The organism is Mycobacterium sp. 29Ha, assembly GCF_032883055.1.
GTDB classification, from domain to species: domain Bacteria; phylum Actinomycetota; class Actinomycetes; order Mycobacteriales; family Mycobacteriaceae; genus Mycobacterium; species Mycobacterium gallinarum.
Map to the genome: position 1 here is coordinate 28281 of NZ_JAMQTI010000036.1, position 15935 is coordinate 44215.

Annotated in this window: 17 protein-coding genes; 7 read left to right on the forward strand and 10 right to left on the reverse strand. The window is 66.2% G+C overall.

Features of this window, described 5'->3' with window-relative positions:
• Positions 1 to 17: 17 nt before the first annotated feature.
• Positions 18 to 1718 (reverse strand): MOSC and FAD-binding oxidoreductase domain-containing protein, encoded by a 1701-nt coding sequence (locus M1248_RS30605; protein WP_317150638.1) that lies wholly within the window; start codon positions 1716 to 1718, stop codon positions 18 to 20.
• 11 nt (positions 1719 to 1729) lie between these two features.
• Positions 1730 to 2242, reverse strand: a complete 513-nt coding sequence (locus M1248_RS30610; RefSeq protein WP_317150632.1) for a CGNR zinc finger domain-containing protein — start codon at positions 2240 to 2242, stop codon at positions 1730 to 1732.
• Positions 2243 to 2328: 86 nt separating this feature from the next.
• Between M1248_RS30610 and M1248_RS30615 the strand changes: the two genes are divergently transcribed.
• Both M1248_RS30615 and M1248_RS30620 read left to right on the forward strand, forming a co-directional pair.
• The gene (locus M1248_RS30615) at positions 2329 to 3198 is read left to right on the forward strand and encodes an alpha/beta hydrolase (RefSeq protein WP_317150633.1); all 870 of its coding nucleotides are present in this window, start codon (positions 2329 to 2331) and stop codon (positions 3196 to 3198) included.
• 31 nt (positions 3199 to 3229) lie between these two features.
• Positions 3230 to 3931 carry a haloacid dehalogenase type II gene (locus tag M1248_RS30620; protein ID WP_317150639.1) on the forward strand — a complete coding sequence of 234 codons (702 nt, stop codon included), beginning with the start codon at positions 3230 to 3232 and terminating at the stop codon, positions 3929 to 3931.
• Here M1248_RS30620 and M1248_RS30625 read toward each other — a convergent pair.
• Genes M1248_RS30625 through M1248_RS30655 form a run of 7 tightly spaced genes read right to left on the reverse strand, consistent with a single transcriptional unit; the run spans position 3921 to position 10101 of the window.
• A complete protein-coding gene (locus M1248_RS30625; RefSeq protein WP_083123407.1) occupies positions 3921 to 4268 on the reverse strand; it encodes a metal-sulfur cluster assembly factor in 348 nt (115 codons plus the stop codon). The two genes, M1248_RS30620 and M1248_RS30625, sit on opposite strands and share 11 nt — an antisense overlap.
• Positions 4246 to 4746: a Fe-S cluster assembly sulfur transfer protein SufU gene (sufU, locus tag M1248_RS30630; RefSeq protein ID WP_163727464.1), complete on the reverse strand. Its 501-nt coding sequence runs from the start codon at positions 4744 to 4746 to the stop codon at positions 4246 to 4248. Before sufU ends, M1248_RS30625 begins: the two co-directional genes overlap by 23 nt.
• Positions 4743 to 6014: a cysteine desulfurase gene (locus M1248_RS30635; RefSeq protein WP_317150634.1), complete on the reverse strand. Its 1272-nt coding sequence runs from the start codon at positions 6012 to 6014 to the stop codon at positions 4743 to 4745. Before M1248_RS30635 ends, sufU begins: the two co-directional genes overlap by 4 nt.
• A gap of 1 nt (position 6015) precedes the next feature.
• Positions 6016 to 6783, reverse strand: coding sequence for a Fe-S cluster assembly ATPase SufC (gene sufC, locus M1248_RS30640; RefSeq protein ID WP_163727458.1), 768 nt, complete (start codon positions 6781 to 6783; stop codon positions 6016 to 6018).
• Positions 6780 to 7958: a Fe-S cluster assembly protein SufD gene (gene sufD, locus M1248_RS30645; protein ID WP_163727456.1), complete on the reverse strand. Its 1179-nt coding sequence runs from the start codon at positions 7956 to 7958 to the stop codon at positions 6780 to 6782. Before sufD ends, sufC begins: the two co-directional genes overlap by 4 nt.
• A complete protein-coding gene (gene sufB / locus M1248_RS30650) occupies positions 7959 to 9386 on the reverse strand; it encodes a Fe-S cluster assembly protein SufB (protein WP_163727453.1) in 1428 nt (475 codons plus the stop codon). It abuts the gene before it with no gap.
• A gap of 10 nt (positions 9387 to 9396) precedes the next feature.
• The gene (locus tag M1248_RS30655; RefSeq protein ID WP_317150635.1) at positions 9397 to 10101 is read right to left on the reverse strand and encodes a metalloregulator ArsR/SmtB family transcription factor; all 705 of its coding nucleotides are present in this window, start codon (positions 10099 to 10101) and stop codon (positions 9397 to 9399) included.
• A gap of 76 nt (positions 10102 to 10177) precedes the next feature.
• Here M1248_RS30655 and M1248_RS30660 point away from each other — a divergent pair, with 76 nt between their 5' ends.
• Genes M1248_RS30660 through M1248_RS30675 form a run of 4 tightly spaced genes read left to right on the forward strand, consistent with a single transcriptional unit; the run spans position 10178 to position 14622 of the window.
• Positions 10178 to 11185: an NADP-dependent oxidoreductase gene (locus M1248_RS30660; protein ID WP_163727450.1), complete on the forward strand. Its 1008-nt coding sequence runs from the start codon at positions 10178 to 10180 to the stop codon at positions 11183 to 11185.
• Between the two features lie 16 nt (positions 11186 to 11201).
• Entirely contained in the window at positions 11202 to 12914 is a 1713-nt protein-coding gene (mptB, locus tag M1248_RS30665; protein ID WP_163727447.1) for a polyprenol phosphomannose-dependent alpha 1,6 mannosyltransferase MptB, read from the forward strand.
• The gene (locus tag M1248_RS30670; protein WP_410506764.1) at positions 12911 to 13852 is read left to right on the forward strand and encodes an ABC transporter ATP-binding protein; all 942 of its coding nucleotides are present in this window, start codon (positions 12911 to 12913) and stop codon (positions 13850 to 13852) included. Before mptB ends, M1248_RS30670 begins: the two co-directional genes overlap by 4 nt.
• Positions 13849 to 14622: an ABC transporter permease gene (locus M1248_RS30675; protein ID WP_163727443.1), complete on the forward strand. Its 774-nt coding sequence runs from the start codon at positions 13849 to 13851 to the stop codon at positions 14620 to 14622. Before M1248_RS30670 ends, M1248_RS30675 begins: the two co-directional genes overlap by 4 nt.
• Here M1248_RS30675 and M1248_RS30680 read toward each other — a convergent pair.
• The gene (locus M1248_RS30680; RefSeq protein ID WP_163727441.1) at positions 14536 to 15222 is read right to left on the reverse strand and encodes a hypothetical protein; all 687 of its coding nucleotides are present in this window, start codon (positions 15220 to 15222) and stop codon (positions 14536 to 14538) included. The two genes, M1248_RS30675 and M1248_RS30680, sit on opposite strands and share 87 nt — an antisense overlap.
• A gap of 85 nt (positions 15223 to 15307) precedes the next feature.
• Between M1248_RS30680 and M1248_RS30685 the strand changes: the two genes are divergently transcribed.
• Positions 15308 to 15880 carry a TetR/AcrR family transcriptional regulator gene (locus tag M1248_RS30685; protein ID WP_163727438.1) on the forward strand — a complete coding sequence of 191 codons (573 nt, stop codon included), beginning with the start codon at positions 15308 to 15310 and terminating at the stop codon, positions 15878 to 15880.
• Positions 15881 to 15935: the final 55 nt, after the last annotated feature.

The window sequence follows — 15935 nt, forward strand, 5'->3', positions numbered from 1 at the left end:
ACCGAACAGCGGACGGCTCACAGGTCCAATACGACGCCCAACGACGGTTTCGCCGAACAGATCAGCACGGTCCCCTCCTCGGGCAACTCCAGCGGCGGCTGCGGGTAGGCGACGGTCCCGTCCACCAACGGCGTGACGCAGATGTGGCACACACCGCTGCGGCAGGAGAAGCGCGTCGGGACGTCGCAAGCCTCGGCGAGTTCGAGAATGCTGGCGTAGTCGTCCGACCAGTTGGCGGTGATCCCGCTGCGCGCGAACGACACTGCCGGCCCGGTGCCCTGCGGGCCGTCGGGCAGATGCGGTGTCCGCTGTGGCGCATCGATGATGCCGGGGTTGATCGGCGGCAGCGCGCCGAAGAGCTCGGAGTGGATGCGGGATTCGTCAATCCCGGCGCCCGCGAGCGCATCACGCATGTCGGCCATGAACTGTCCTGGCCCGCAGAGATACGCGATCGCGTCGCGGGGCAGACCGAGCGCTTCGACTGCCGCCATACGCGGCCTGCCGCCCTCGGCGGTGTAGAAAACCCGCTGCCGCGCGTTGGGCAGCGAGCCGATGAGTTCGCCGACTTCGCCGCCGAATGCCAGGCTCTGCGCGTCGCGGGTGATGTGGAGCCACCAGATGTCTCGCTCGCTGCGCTGCGCGGCCAACGCGTGCAGCATTGCGAGCACCGGGGTGATGCCGATACCCGCCGACACGAACACGACCGGATCGGTCTCGTCGCCCAGATAGAAGTCACCACGTGGAGCGGCCGCCTCGACCACGGCCCCTGGGCTGAGGTTGTCGTGGATCCAGGTGCTCACCCGGCCCCGTTCCTCGCGCTTCACGCTGATCCGGTACCGGACGCCGGTGCTCGACAGCGAGTAGCTGCGCAGTGGTGCGGGGTCGCCCGCCGGGACGCGTAGCGTCAGGAACTGTCCGGGCCGCGCGGTGGGCAGCGCCGCGCCATCGGCGGTTTCGAGCTCGATCGAAAGGACCGACGGGCTTTCGCGGCGCGTTTCGGCCACCCGCAGTGCGCGGAATCCGGGCCAACCGGGTTCGATGCCGATCGCCGGCGACGTTGCGCCGCAGGGACTGTCGTGCGCGGCCAGCAGCTCGGCGAAAGACTGCTGCCACCCGGGGCTCAGCGCGGGGATGTCCACCGCCTTGCGGAGCATGTCGACGTCGCGGTCGGGCAGATACAGCAACGCGTCGACGTCGGCGACGCTCAGTGCGTGGCGTCCGCGCCGTGTCCGCACGATCTCGTCGCCCGAGGCGACGCGACCTTCTTCGATGACGCGGAAGTAGAACCCCGGGCGGTGATGGGCGACAAGGAGATTGGGCATCTCGGGCTCGCCGAGTCGAATACCAACGCGAAAACACGTCACGCGCGGCTGAGTGACCTCGAACTCGGCCTCCCCGATGCGATACCTGTCCCCGATGCACACCTCGTCGTCGCTGAGGCCGGTGATCGTGAAGTTCTCACCGAACGTGCCCGGCTCGAGGTCGTCACGGCCAAAATGGCGCTGCCAGTGCTCATACGACTCCGTTTGGTACACCATGACGGCGCGTTGTTCGCCGCCGTGACCGTTGAGGTCGCCCTGACCGTCGCCGTCGATATTGAGGCGCCGCACCATCACCGGGCCCCGCACCGGCTTCTTGTAGATGCCGGTGTGGACGGTCTTCCCCCGCCACGGCACGTCGGCGGGCATCCCGACGTTGAGGGACACCAGGGTGGGCACCACGGGGCCGTTCATACCTCGGCCGTCCGCGCGCGACGGTAGTGCCTGCGGGCTTTCATCCGGTTGCCGCAGATGGCCATCGAACACCATCTGGCGGTGTTGGGCTTGCTGCGGTCGATGAGGAACAACCGGCATTCATCGTTCGCACAGGGACGCAACCGGCCCGGGCTGGAGATCCGCAGCGCGTCCCAGGCCAGGACCGCACGCGCCGCGCCGGTAGCACCGTCCACCCGCCAGTCCAAACCGTCGTCACCTGCGACCGGCCGCAGGCGGACGTCGTCGACAAAGCGCTTGAGCGCCTTGGGGCCGGTCTGGCCGCGCACCACCTCCTGCAGGGCCGACCGTGCCTGCCGCAGTGCCACCAGCTCCGTCTTGGTGTCCGCGACGTCGTGGGCACGCATCCAGACTTTGGCCTCTGCCGAATCGGCGAGGCCGTCATGCACGGCGCCGTCGATCACAGGCGTTGTGTTGAGCAGATCGAGCAGAAACCCCTCGTCCGGCGGGGCCACCACCACCAGATCCATATCTAACCTCCAAATTAATATTGACAGGTTACATCAGAACGAGTAGGCATGTCACTAACTGGTAAAAATACTCAAAGGAGTTAGTCATGGGAGTTCAGGTCCACCACCGCTACGCCACCGTCGATGACCATCGGTTGTTCTACCGCGAAGCGGGTTCGCAGGATGCGCCGACGCTCGTCCTGCTGCACGGCTTCCCTACCAGTTCGTTCATGTTCCGCGACCTCATCCCCCGGCTCGCCGACCGCTACCACGTGATCGCGCCCGACCACCTCGGCTTCGGACTCTCCGACGCGCCGGCCGTCGACGAATTCGACTACACCTTCGACGCGCTGACCGATCTCACAGAAGGACTGCTTGCCGAACTGGGCGTGACCCGATATGCCATCTACGTCCAGGATTACGGTGCGCCCATCGGGTGGCGCCTGGCGCTGCGGCGCCCGCAGGCGATCACCGCAATCGTCACGCAAAACGGCAACGGCTACGACGAGGGTTTCGTCGAGAGCTTCTGGACCGCGGTCTGGGACTACCAGCGCGACCAGAACCCCGACACCGAGGCCGGAGTGCGGAGCGCGCTGAGTGTCGAGGGAATCAAATGGCAGTACCTGACCGGCGTCGACGACGAATCGCTCGTCAGTCCCGACACCTGGATCCACGATGTGACTCTGGTGAGCCGGCCGGGCAACGACCAGATCCAGCTCGCGCTGTTCCGCGACTACGCGACCAATGCGCCTATGTATCCGGCGCTGCACGACTACCTGCGCACGAGCAAGGTGCCGGTGCTCGCCGTCTGGGGTCAGGCCGACCCGATCTTCGGGCCCGACGGCGCCCGCGCGTTTGGAAAGGACGCGCACGACGCCGAGATCCACCTCCTCGAGGGCGGCCACTTCCTGCTCGAAACCGCTGCCGAAGAAGTCGCCGACCTCATGCGTTTCTTCCTGCAGCGAATCGCCGCGTAGACAATCAAAAGGAAGGAACGCGGCAATGGCAATGAATGATCGTCCCGCTGTGCTGATCTTCGATGTCAACGAGACGCTGATCGACATCCAGTCGCTGGCGCCGCACTTCGAGCGGATGTTCGGCGACCGCGGCGTGCTGCGCGAGTGGTTCAACCAGCTTGTCCTGTACTCGATGACGGCCACGCTGTCCGGCAACTACGTCGACTTCTTCGCTCTCGGACAAGCTGTGCTGCGGATGCTCGGCGGCTGTCGCCAGACGTCGATCACCGAGAGTGATCTCGAGGACCTCGCGTACGGCATGCGCACGATGCCCGCCCACCCGGATGTCGCCGACGGCCTGACAACTCTGCGTGCACAGGGTTATCGGCTTGTCACGCTGACCAATTCGCCGCCGAAGCCCGGTGTGCCGACACCCTTGGACAGCGCAGGCCTTGCCCAGTTCTTCGAACGGCAGTTCAGTGTCGACACCTGGCGCATGTTCAAGCCCTCTCCAGGGCTCTACACCGGGGTAGCCAACGAGCTCGAGGTGGAGCCGTCGGACTGCATGATGGTCGCCGCTCACGTGTGGGACACCATCGGTGCACAATCGGCGGGGTTCAGCGGCGCGCTGCTCACCCGCCCCGGTAACGCTCCACTGCCCGCTCCGGAGTTACCTCAGCCCGACATCGTCGTCGCGGACGTGCGGGAGCTCGCCCAGCGACTGGGGCCGACCGGATCGATGGTCAGACGGTAAAGCCCAACGCGCGAAGCTGTTCGCGGCCATCCTCGGTGATCTTGTCCGGTCCCCACGGCGGATTCCACACCCAGTTGATCTTGATCTCCTTGACCAGACCGCTGCCGACCAGTGCGGTACGCGACTGGTCCTCGATCACGTCGGTCAGCGGGCAGGCCGCCGACGTCAGCGTCATGTCGATCAACGCGACGTCGCCCTGCTCGCCCTTCTCGACGTTCAAGCCGTAGACAAGACCGAGGTCGACGACGTTGATCCCGAGCTCCGGATCGACGACGTCGCGCATCGCCTCTTCCAGGTCGGCGAGCATTTCCTCGCTAGGCACTGCGGTGTCGCTCATCTGAAATCTCCTCAATCATTGGAGCTAACACTCCGCTCGATGCGCTCGCCTCCGCGAGCGCGGCTTTGAAGGCCATCCAACCCAGCAGCGCGCATTTCACCCGCGCCGGGTACTTCGAGACACCCGCGAACGCGATGCCGTCTCCGATCACATCCTCGTCGCCTTCGACCGCGCCGCGCGACGAAATCATCTCGGTGAACGCCGCGACCGTCTTCAGCGCCGTACCGATGTCCTGCCCGATCACCTGATCGGTGAGCACCGACGTCGAGGCCTGGCTGATCGAACAACCCTGCCCGTCATACGAGATATCGGAGACCTGCTCACCGTCGTCGGACAGCGTCACGCGCAGCGTCACCTCGTCCCCGCACGTCGGGTTCACCTGATAGGACTCCGCGTTGTACGGCTCGCGCAATCCCCGATGATGCGGGTGCTTGTAGTGATCGAGGATCACTTCCTGATACATCTGCTCGAGTCTCACGCGAAGAACTCCACCGCCCGCTTGACGCCGGCGACCAGGCGGTCGACCTCGTCGTGAGTGTTGTAGACGGCGAAGGACGCCCGCGCGGTCGCCGCGATGCCGAACCGGCGATGCAACGGCCACGCACAGTGGTGTCCGACGCGCACCGCGACGCCCTCGTCGTCGAGCACCTGACCGACGTCGTGGGCGTGCACGCCGTCGAGTACGAACGACACCGGAGAGCCGCGATGCTCCATGGTCGTCGGTCCGATGATGCGCACGCCATCGACGGAGGCCAGCCCGTTCAGCGTCGCGGCCACCAATTCGGCTTCGTGCGCCTCGACGGCAGGCATTCCGATCTCGGTCAGATACCGTGCGGCCGCGGCAAGTCCGACGACCTGGGATGTCATCGGTGTCCCGGCCTCGAAGCGCTGTGGTGCGGGCGCGTAGGTGGTGGTCTCCATCGTCACCGTCTCGATCATCGAGCCGCCGGTGATGAACGGGGGCAGCTGCTCGAGCACCTCACGCCTGCCATAGAGCACGCCGATACCGTTGGGCCCCAGCATTTTGTGCCCGGAGAAGGCCGCGAAGTCGACGTCGAGTCCATGGAAGTCGACCGGCTGGTGCGGCACCGACTGGCAGGCGTCCAGCACCGTCAGCGCGCCAACCGCGTTGGCCCGCGCCACCAGTTCGGCCACGGGGGCCACTGCGCCAGTGACGTTCGAATGATGGCTGAACGCAACCAGTTTCACGCGCTCGTCGAGCTCCAGCGAATCGAGGTCGATCCGCCCATCGTCGGTGACGCCGTACCAGCGCAGCGTGGCACCGGTACGTCTTGCCAGCTCCTGCCACGGGATCAGGTTCGCGTGGTGCTCTAGCTCGGTGGTGACGATGACATCGCCGGGGCCGATCGCTCTGGGGAATCGATCGTCACCGACCGCATAGGACACCAGGTTGATGGCTTCGGTGGCGTTCTTCGTGAACACCAGCTCGTCGGTGTCGGCGCCGACGAAGGCCGCGACGTCGGCGCGGCCGTTCTCGTAGGCGTCAGTGGACTCCTCCATCAGCTGGTGCGCCCCGCGGTGGACCGCGCCGTTGGATGTGGTCAAGAAGTCACGCTCGGCGTCGAGAACCTGCAGCGGCCGTTGCGAGGTGGCGCCGGAATCGAGGTACGCCAACTGGTTTCCGCTGCGCATGACGCGAGCAAGGATCGGGAAGTCCGCCCTGATCCGCGCGACGTCCAGGTTGAGATCGAGGGCCTGCGCCGACTTCTCGACCGACGTGGTCATGTCAGGCTCCGACCGCCTGGGTAAAGCGCTCGTATCCGTTGGCGTCGAGTTCGTCGGCCAGCTCGGGACCACCGGATTCGACGATGCGGCCGCCCACGAACACGTGCACGAACTGAGGCTGGATGTAGCGCAGGATGCGGGTGTAGTGCGTGATGAGCAGCAGCCCTCCGTCAGCCGCTTCGGCGTACCGGTTCACACCTTCGCTGACGACCCGCAGTGCGTCGACATCCAAACCGGAGTCCGTCTCGTCGAGGATCGCGATCTTGGGCTTGAGCAGTTCCAGCTGCAGAATCTCGTGGCGCTTCTTCTCACCGCCGGAAAAGCCTTCGTTGACACTGCGTTCGGAGAACGACGGGTCGATGTCGAGGCCCTCCATGGCGCTCTTGACCTCTTTGACCCAGTGCCGCAGCTTGGGTGCCTCACCACGCACGGCGGTGGCGGCGGTGCGAAGGAAGTTCGACATCGACACCCCGGGCACCTCGACGGGGTACTGCATGGCGAGAAACAGGCCGGCGCGGGCGCGTTCGTCGATGCTCATCTCGAGCACATCCTGACCGTCCAGCGTGATCGAGCCGGACGTCACGGTGTACTTCGGATGACCCGCGACGGCGTACGACAGCGTCGACTTGCCGGACCCGTTGGGGCCCATCAGCGCGTGGGTCTCCCCCGAGTTCACGGTGAGCGTGACGCCTTTCAGGATCGGGATATCGGTCCCGTCTTCCTTGGAGACGACGCTGACGTGCAGGTCCTTGATTTCCAGTGTGGTCATGAGGTGGCTGTCCTCGATTCGGTGATCTCTAGTTCGTGTTCGATGGCCTCGGTGAGGCGTTCTCGCACTGCGGGGACGGCGATCTTCTGAATGAGCTCGCCGAAGAAGCCCCGGACGACAAGACGCCTGGCCTGGTCTTCGGGGATACCGCGTGCCTGCAGGTAAAACAGCTGCTCGTCGTCGAAACGTCCGGTGGCACTGGCGTGCCCGGCGCCGGCGATCTCGCCGGTTTCGATTTCGAGGTTGGGCACCGAGTCGGCGCGGGCGCCGTCGGTGAGCACGAGGTTGCGGTTGGTCTCGAACGTGTCGGTGCCCGTCGCCGCGGCCCGGATCAGCACGTCGCCGACCCACACGGTGTGCGCATCGGGTTTCGTGGAGTCCGGATCACCTTGCAGCGCACCCTTGTACGTGACGTGTGAGCGGCAGTTGGGCTGGGCGTGGTCGACGAGCAGACGGGATTCGAAGTGCTGGCCATCGTCGGCGAAGTACAGGCCGAGCAGCTCGGCGTCGCCGCCCGGCGCACAGAACTTGGTCCGCGCGGTGAGCCGCACCAGGTCGCCGCCCAGGGTGACCGCGACGTGCCGCAGCACCGCATCCTTGCCCAGCGCAGCGTGATGGCTGCTGACGTGAACGGCGTCGTCGGCCCAGTCAGCGATCGAGACGACGGTCAGACGCGCTGCGTCCTCGACGACGAATTCGACGTTGTCGGCGTAGGTTCCGCTGCCACGATGATCGATGACGACCACGGCTTCGCCGAGCTCGCCCACCCGCACCTGCAGGTGACCGTAGGCCGTCGCACCCTCGCCCGGGCCGGTGATGCCGATTTCGATGGGCTGTTCGCAGACGACGTTCCTCGGGACGGTCACCAGGGTCGCGCTGTTGAACGACGAGAACGCTTGGGCGGCAACTCGATCAGCGGGCACGCCGCCCTGGCCGAGGCGCTCGTCGCCGCGGCGCACCGTTTCCACGGTGACGCCTGCGCATTCGGACACCTCGATACTTGCCGCGCCGGTGGCTACAGCGGATCCGTCGTGCAGACCGCGTAGGCGCTTGAGCGGGGTGAAGCGCCAGATCTCGTCGCGGCCGCCGGGCACCTCGAAGGCGTCGACGTCGAACGACGTGAACAACTCCCCTTTGTTGGCGCCCTCGACCGCATTGGTGAGGTTCTGAGTCATCTAGCCGACCGCGCCTTCCATCTGCAGCTCGATCAGACGGTTCAGCTCGAGCGCATACTCCATCGGGAGTTCCTTCGCGATGGGCTCGACGAAGCCGCGAACGACCATCGCCATCGCCTCGTCCTCGGTCATCCCGCGGCTCATCAGATAGAACAGCTGATCCTCGCTGACCTTCGACACCGTGGCCTCGTGGCCCATCGTGACGTCGTCCTCGCGGATGTCGACATACGGATAGGTGTCACTGCGGCTGATGGTGTCGACAAGCAGCGCATCGCATTTCACGCTGGACCGCGAGCCGTGCGCACCCTTGTTGACCTGAACCAGGCCACGATAGGACGCGCGACCGCCGCCGCGCGCGACGGACTTCGACACGATGTTGCTCGAGGTGTTCGGCGCCAGGTGAAGCATCTTCGCGCCGGTGTCCTGATGCTGACCCTCGCCCGCGAACGCCACCGAGAGCACCTCGCCCTTGGCGTGCTCGCCGGTCATCCACACGGCGGGGTACTTCATCGTGACCTTCGAGCCGATGTTGCCGTCGACCCACTCCATCGTGGCGCCGGCCTCGGCGCGCGCCCGCTTGGTGACGAGGTTGTAGACGTTGTTCGACCAGTTCTGAATGGTTGTGTAACGGCAACGGCCACCGGGCTTCACGATGATCTCGACGACGGCCGAGTGCAAGGAGTCGCTCTTGTAGATCGGTGCCGTACACCCCTCGACGTAATGCACGTAGGCGTCTTCGTCGACGATGATCAGCGTCCGCTCGAACTGGCCCATGTTCTCGGTGTTGATCCGGAAGTAGGCCTGCAGCGGAATGTCGACGTGCACGCCCTTCGGCACGTAGATGAACGAACCGCCCGACCACACCGCGGTGTTCAAAGCGGAGAACTTGTTGTCTCCGGCGGGGATGACGGTGCCGAAGTACTGCTTGAAAAGCTCCGGATGCTCTTTCAGAGCGGTGTCGGTGTCGAGGAAGATGACGCCCTGGGCCTCTAGATCCTCACGGATGGAGTGATAGACGACCTCCGACTCGTACTGCGCGGCGACACCGGACACCAGGCGCTGCTTCTCCGCCTCGGGGATGCCGAGCTTGTCGTAGGTGTTCCTGATGTCCTCGGGCAGGTCATCCCACGTGGCGGCCTGCTTCTCGCTGGACCGCACGAAGTACTTGATGTTGTCGAAGTAGATGCCCTCGAGGTTGGACCCCCAGTTCGGCATCGGCTTCTTGTCGAACGTGCGCAGCGCCTTCAGCCGCATCTCGAGCATCCACTCGGGCTCGCTCTTCTTGGCGGAGATGTCGCGCACCACTGCCTCGGACAGCCCGCGCTGGGCGCTGGCGCCCGCGACGTCGGAATCCGCCCAGCCATAGCCGTATCGACCCAGCGACTCAATGGTCTGCTCCTGGGTCAGGGCCTCGGGGGTGGTCGTCATGTCGACGCTCCTAGCTTGCTCGTGTGGTGGCTTCGGCTCGGGCTGTGTGCCGAAGGGTGTTGGTCTCGGTGAGCGGGACGTGCGTCGTGCACGCGCAGTCGCCGTTGACGATCGTGGCGAGCCTCTGTACGTGCGTGCCCAGGATCTCGGCAAACGCCTCTCGCTCGGTTTCGCACAATTCCGGGAATTCCTCGGCGACATGCGATACCGGGCAGTGATGCTGGCAGAGCTCGATCCCGTGCAGCGGAGCGCTCACCTCTGTGGCGGTGGCAGCGTACCCGGCCTCGGTCAGTGCTCCCGCTACACGCTCGACGACCGATTCAACGTCATCGGGTCCCTCGGTTACTCCCGACAGGATGGTGTCGATACGGCGGCGGGCGAAGGTCCGCACGGCTTCGTCGCCACCGATCTCGCGTAGCTGGCGCATGGCTGCGGCCGCCAGGTCGTCATAGGCGTGACCCATCTTGGCGCGTCCGGCCGCCGTCAGCCGGTAGCGCTTGGCGGGACGTCCCCGCCCGCTGTGTTGCCAGGCCGCTGCCGCGCTGGACTGCGCATCTCCGGCGTCCATCAGTGCGTCGAGATGTCTGCGCACGCCCGCGGCCGAGATTCCGAGCTGTTCGCCTATCTCACCTGCGGTGACGGGTCCGGCCTCCAGCAGATGCCGGACGATGGCGCCACGGGTGTGGCGATCAGTTCCGTCCGGGCCGAATTTCACAACACCATTGTGACGGAATTCGGAAACCCGGTCTAGCAAGGCCACCCTTACGTGAGCCCCGTCATACGATCGCCGGGTGAGCGAAACGAACCGACGACTCGTCCTGGCCACCCGTCCCTCCGGCCTCGTCGATGAGAGCACCGTGCGGATGGAGCCGGAACCAGCACCCGAACCCGCCGAGGGCGAGGCCCTGGTGAAGGTCCGATATCTGTCCATCGACCCCACGATTCGCACGTGGATGGACGACGTGCCCAGCTACCTGCCGCCGATCCAGATCGGCGAGGTCATCCGCAGCGGCGGCGTCGGTGAGGTCATCGAGAGCCGGACCGATGCGTATCAGCCCGGCCAACTGCTGTTCGGCATGACCGGATGGCAGGACTACGTGATCGCGGATGGGGGTGAGAAGGCGATGACCGTGCTGCCGGACGGCGTGCCACCCGGAATCGCCATCGGCATCCTCGGCGTCACCGGGATGACCGCCTACTTCGGCATCACCGACGTCGGGCGGATCAAAGAGGGCGACGTCGTGGTGGTCTCCGGCGCCGCGGGCGCCACCGGCTCGGCGGCTGGACAGATCGCGAAGATCAAGGGTGCGAAGAAGGTCGTCGGGATCGCGGGCGGACCCGAGAAGTGCGCCCACATCGTCGACGACCTCGGCTTCGACGAGGCGATCGACTACAAGTCCGAGAACGTCGCCGCGCGTCTTCACGACGCCTGCCCCGACGGCATCGACCTCTACTTCGACAACGTCGGCGGGTCGATACTCAACGACTGTCTCGCGAATCTGGCGCTGCGCGGCCGCGTCGTGCTGTGCGGCGCGATCTCCACCTACAACGACGACGGCCCGCCGGTGGGTCCGAGCAACTATCTGACCCTGCTCGTGCGCCGCGGACGCATGGAAGGCTTCATCATCCTCGACTACCTCGACCGCTTCCCCGCCGCGCAGCTGGAGATGGCGGGCTGGATCGCCGAAGGCAAGATCAAGTCGTCCGAGCACGTCGTCGAGGGCCTCGAGAAGGCACCCGACGCACTGAACCTGTTGTTCAACGGTGGAAACACCGGCAAGGTGATCGTCGCGCTCTAACGATTACGCTGCACTGATGGCCGCGCGCCCCGGCTCCCTCAGCTCGTCGATTGCCAGATGGCACGCCGACGAGCGCGCCGTGGGCTCACCACTCAACGACACCGAAGTCATCGCGATGCGCCGGACGCGCCTGTTCGGCGCGACCGGCACGGTACTGATGGCGATCGGGGCGCTGGGTGTCGGCGCCCGGCCTGTGGTGCAGGATCCGACGTTCGGGGTTCGCTTACTCAACCTCCCGTCGCGGATTCAGACGGTCTCGCTGACCATGACGACCACCGGCGCGGTGATGATGGCGCTCGCGTGGTTGATGCTCGGACGCTTCGCCCTCGGCAATCGCCGCATGTCCCGCAGCCAACTGGACCGCACGCTGCTGCTGTGGGTGCTGCCCCTGCTCATCGCGCCGCCGATGTACAGCCGCGACGTCTACTCCTATCTGGCGCAGAGCGAGATCGCCGTCAAAGGCCTTGATCCGTACCGCGTCGGTCCCGCGCCCGGTCTCGGGCTGGATCACGTCTTCACGCTGTCGGTACCGAACATGTGGCGGGAGACCCCGGCGCCGTACGGACCGCTGTTTCTGTGGATCGGTGAGGGGATATCGCGTATCACCGGTGAGAACATCGTGGCCGCGGTGCTCTGTCATCGACTGGTGGTGCTACTGGGTGTGGGCCTGATCGTCTGGGCCACACCACGTTTGGCGCGGCGGTGCGGTGTGGCCGAGGTGAGTGCGCTGTGGCTAGGCGCGGCCAACCCGCTGCTGATCATGCATCTGGTCGCAGGCATCCACAACGAGGCGTTGATGCTGGGCCTGATGCTCGCGGGCACCGAGTTCGCGTTGCGTGGCATCGATGCCGCCCGGCCGTTGATCCCGAAACCACTGGCCTGGCCCCAGGGCCCGGACGCCTGGGCACACTGGCGGCCGTCGTTGATGCTCCTGATCGGCGTGGTGCTGATCACGATGTCCTCACAGGTCAAGCTGCCGTCGCTGCTCGCGCTCGGCTTCGTCGCCATGGCGCTGGCGTGCCGATGGGGCGGCACCTTCAAGGCGTTCGTCCTCGCCGGCGGATCGCTCACCGCGGTGTCGGTGGCGGTGATGGCGCTGATCGGCTGGGCCAGCGGCCTCGGGTTCGGCTGGCTGTTCACGCTGGGCACCGCGAACGTCGTGCGTAGCTGGATGTCCCTGCCGACGTTGGCCGCGCTGGGCACCGGACAGGTCGGGATTCTGCTCGGGCTCGGCGACCACACCACCGCGATCCTCGGCCTGACCCGTGCCATCGGTGTCAGCATCATCGCGGTGCTGGTGACGTGGCTGCTGCTGGCCGTGCTCCGCGGGCGGCTGCACCCGGTCGGCGGACTCGGTGTCGCACTCGGTCTGACGGTGCTGCTGTTCCCGGTGGTCCAGCCCTGGTACGTGCTCTGGGCAGTCATTCCGCTCGCCGCATGGGCCACCCGCCCCGCGTTCCGCACGACGACGATCGTGGTCACGTTGGTGGTGGGCATCTTCGGCCCGACGGCCAACGGCGACCGCTTCACCTTGTTCCAAATCCTGCTGGCCGTCGTGGCGAGCACGGTCATCGCGCTGCTGCTCATGGCGCTGACCTACAACCATCTGCCGTGGCGAAGGGTCCCCGGCGAGAACACCACCGACGACGGCGCCCAGCCCGCTGCCGAGAAGTCTCCGCTACCGCCGATCCCACCGGTGAAGCCCGACGCCTACGCTGAATCCCCGTGACCCACCCAGGATCAGGGGCTTCCTCGGTCCCCGTGCGTCTGCGCGGGGTCACCAAGCGGTATGGGTCGACGACGGCGGTGGCAGGTCTCGACCTCGACGTCAAGACCGCCGAGGTGCTCGCGCTGCTCGGCCCCAACGGTGCGGGCAAGACCACGACGGTCGAGATGTGCGAGGGCTTCATCAAGCCCGACTCGGGCACGATCGAGATCCTCGGACTGGATCCGTTCGGCGATAACGCCGCTGTCCGCGAACGGATCGGCGTGATGCTGCAGGGCGGCGGCGCGTATCCCGCGGCGCGGGCGGGCGAAATGCTGGACCTCGTCGCCTCCTACACCTCGAACCCACTGGACCCGAAGTGGTTGATGGACACGCTGGGCCTGACGGAGTCGGCGCGCACCACCTACCGCAGGCTCTCGGGAGGCCAGCAGCAGCGGCTGGCGCTCGCGTGCGCCGTGGTGGGCAGGCCCGAGCTGGTGTTCCTCGACGAGCCGACCGCGGGCATGGATGCGCACGCCCGAATCGTGGTGTGGGAGTTGATCGATGGACTGCGCCGCGACGGCGTGACCGTCGTGCTGACCACCCATCAGCTGACCGAAGCCGAGGAACTGGCCGACCGCATCGTCATCATCGATCACGGTGTCGCGGTGGCCAGCGGAACGCCCGAGGAGCTCATGCGCAGCGGTGCCGAGAACCAATTGCGGTTCCGCGCACCACGAATGCTCGACCTGTCACTGTTGATATCGGCGCTTCCCGAGACCTACAAGGCGACCGAGACGGCGCCAGGCGAATACCTCGTCGAGGGCGACATCGACCCCCAGGTGCTGGCCACCGTGACCGCGTGGTGCGCACGGGTCAACGTGCTGGCCACCGATATGCGGGTGGAGCAACGCAGTCTCGAGGACGTATTCCTCGACTTGACCGGGCGGGAGTTGCGATGACGAATCGCTTTGCGCCAGGCACTTTCACGCCGGACCCGCATTCGGCCACGGTGCAGAAGATGCTGACCGCGCAGTTCGGCCTCGAGCTGAAGCTTCTGCTGCGCAACGGTGAGCAGCTGTTGTTGACCATGTTCATCCCGATCACCTTGCTGGTGGGCCTGACGTTGCTGCCGTTCGGTTCGTTCGGCGACAACCGTGCGGCGACGTTCGTTCCCGCGATCATGGCGCTCGCGGTGATCTCCACGGCCTTCACCGGACAGGCCATCGCCGTCGCGTTCGACCGTCGCTATGGCGCCTTGAAACGCCTTGGCGCAACCGCGCTGCCGGTCTGGGGCATCATCGCGGGCAAATCCCTTGCGGTGGTCGCCGTGGTGTTCCTTCAGGCAATTGTGCTGGGCACCATAGGCTTTGCGCTGGGATGGCGTCCGCCGATCGCCGGTCTGGCATTGGGAGCGGTGATCATCGCACTGGGCACGGCGGGTTTCGCCGCGCTCGGCCTGCTGCTGGGCGGGACGCTGCGCGCCGAGATCGTGCTGGCGGTGGCGAACCTGCTGTGGTTTGTGTTCGCCGGCCTTGGCGCACTGACGGTCGAGAGCGACATGGTGCCCACCGCGCTGGCGTGGATCGCTCGGCTCACGCCGTCCGGAGCGCTGACCGAGGCGCTGTCGCAGGCGATGACGCCGTCAATTGACTGGTTCGGCCTCGCGGTACTCGCGGTGTGGGGTGCCGTTGCGGCCCTGTGCGCCCTGCGCTGGTTCCGCTTCACCTGACGTCTCCAGTTGCGGTAGCAGGTATTCCAGCTGCCCGACTTCCTCGATGTTGTGCCTGACCCAGGCGTGCACCTTGTCTTCGGGGAAGCGCCGGCGTACGACGTGGTTGACCGCGGCCAGCAGTGCAGACCGCACGCCGAGGTCCATCACCGTGACGTAGTGCGCGCCATCGGCGCCCGCCGACCACGTGTGCTCGAGCTGGAAGACCGGGATTCCGGCAATCCGCTTGACCAACCGGATACCGGTCTGGTCGAGTTTCTCGACGCGGGCGATCTCGTCGATCTGGTATTCGGGCCTGCCGCCGAACGCCTCGACCATGCGAAACCGCGCGCCTTCGGCCGCACCCCCACCTGCCGCCTGCCGCGCGAGTTCCCAGTTGATGTGGTCGATCGGATGCCATGCGAGGTAGCGGTCGATGACCGCACCGCCGTAGGAGATCGTGCCGTCGAGATGGGTGAACCAGTCGAGCAGCATCGCCGGGGTGACTCCGGTCAGCGGCTGATGATCGATCGTGATGCGGCGCCGGCCATGCGGATGATTACTGCATTGCACCGTCGCGGTGTCGACGGATCGCAACGGATAGAGCACCGGACGAGCCATGATCTTCCTCCAAGATACGGTAGCGTTTCTTACACCAGGCTAGGCTGTTGTCGTAAGATACGCAAGCGTTTCTTTGGGAGGTGTGATGCGGCGGCGTCGCGGCGACGAACTGGACACGGCCATCCGGGCAGCCGTCCTGGCGCTGCTCGCGGAACACGGGCCCGCGGGGGTGACCATGGAGGCCGTCGCCGCCGCTGCGCGGACCAGCAAGCCGGTGCTGTACCGGCGGTGGACGGACCGCGGCGCGTTGTTGCGCGACACCTTGCTGCGCATCGCGACCGCGGCAATCCCCCACGAGGACACCGGCAGCTACCGCAGCGACATGCTCGCGATCCTGCGCGGGTGGGCGGCGTTGTTCACCGGGCCGGAGTCCACCGTGCTGCGTGCCGCCGTCGCCGCGGCGGCCCACGATCCAGAGTTGACGTCGGCGTTTCGGCAGGACGTCATCGGGTGGCGCAAGGCAGAGATGGCCGCCCTGCTGGCCCGCGGCATAGAACGTGGCGACGTGCGGCCCGACGTGCCCGTCGAGATCGCCCGTGAGCTCGGGCAGAGCGTGCTGTGGCATCGCCTGTTGATCACCGGAGACCCGATCGATGACGACCTCGTCGTGCAGCTGGTCGACGAGGTCCTGGTGCCGTTCGTCGCGCCGCGCGGATAAGCAGCCCTACTACAGCGTGTAGTTAGTACTGCTCTACCATCGAGTCCGTGCCCGT

Coding starts and splice junctions, on each gene's coding strand:
- M1248_RS30610 (WP_317150632.1), bottom strand. CDS start 2,242: ATGGATCTGGTGGTGGTGGCCCCGCCGGACGAGGGGTTTCTGCTCGAT.
- M1248_RS30615 (WP_317150633.1), top strand. CDS start 2,329: ATGGGAGTTCAGGTCCACCACCGCTACGCCACCGTCGATGACCATCGG.
- M1248_RS30620 (WP_317150639.1), top strand. CDS start 3,230: ATGAATGATCGTCCCGCTGTGCTGATCTTCGATGTCAACGAGACGCTG.
- M1248_RS30625 (WP_083123407.1), bottom strand. CDS start 4,268: ATGAGCGACACCGCAGTGCCTAGCGAGGAAATGCTCGCCGACCTGGAA.
- M1248_RS30635 (WP_317150634.1), bottom strand. CDS start 6,014: ATGACCACGTCGGTCGAGAAGTCGGCGCAGGCCCTCGATCTCAACCTG.
- sufC (WP_163727458.1), bottom strand. CDS start 6,783: ATGACCACACTGGAAATCAAGGACCTGCACGTCAGCGTCGTCTCCAAG.
- sufD (WP_163727456.1), bottom strand. CDS start 7,958: ATGACTCAGAACCTCACCAATGCGGTCGAGGGCGCCAACAAAGGGGAG.
- sufB (WP_163727453.1), bottom strand. CDS start 9,386: ATGACGACCACCCCCGAGGCCCTGACCCAGGAGCAGACCATTGAGTCG.
- mptB (WP_163727447.1), top strand. CDS start 11,202: ATGGCCGCGCGCCCCGGCTCCCTCAGCTCGTCGATTGCCAGATGGCAC.
- M1248_RS30675 (WP_163727443.1), top strand. CDS start 13,849: ATGACGAATCGCTTTGCGCCAGGCACTTTCACGCCGGACCCGCATTCG.
- M1248_RS30680 (WP_163727441.1), bottom strand. CDS start 15,222: ATGGCTCGTCCGGTGCTCTATCCGTTGCGATCCGTCGACACCGCGACG.
- M1248_RS30685 (WP_163727438.1), top strand. CDS start 15,308: ATGCGGCGGCGTCGCGGCGACGAACTGGACACGGCCATCCGGGCAGCC.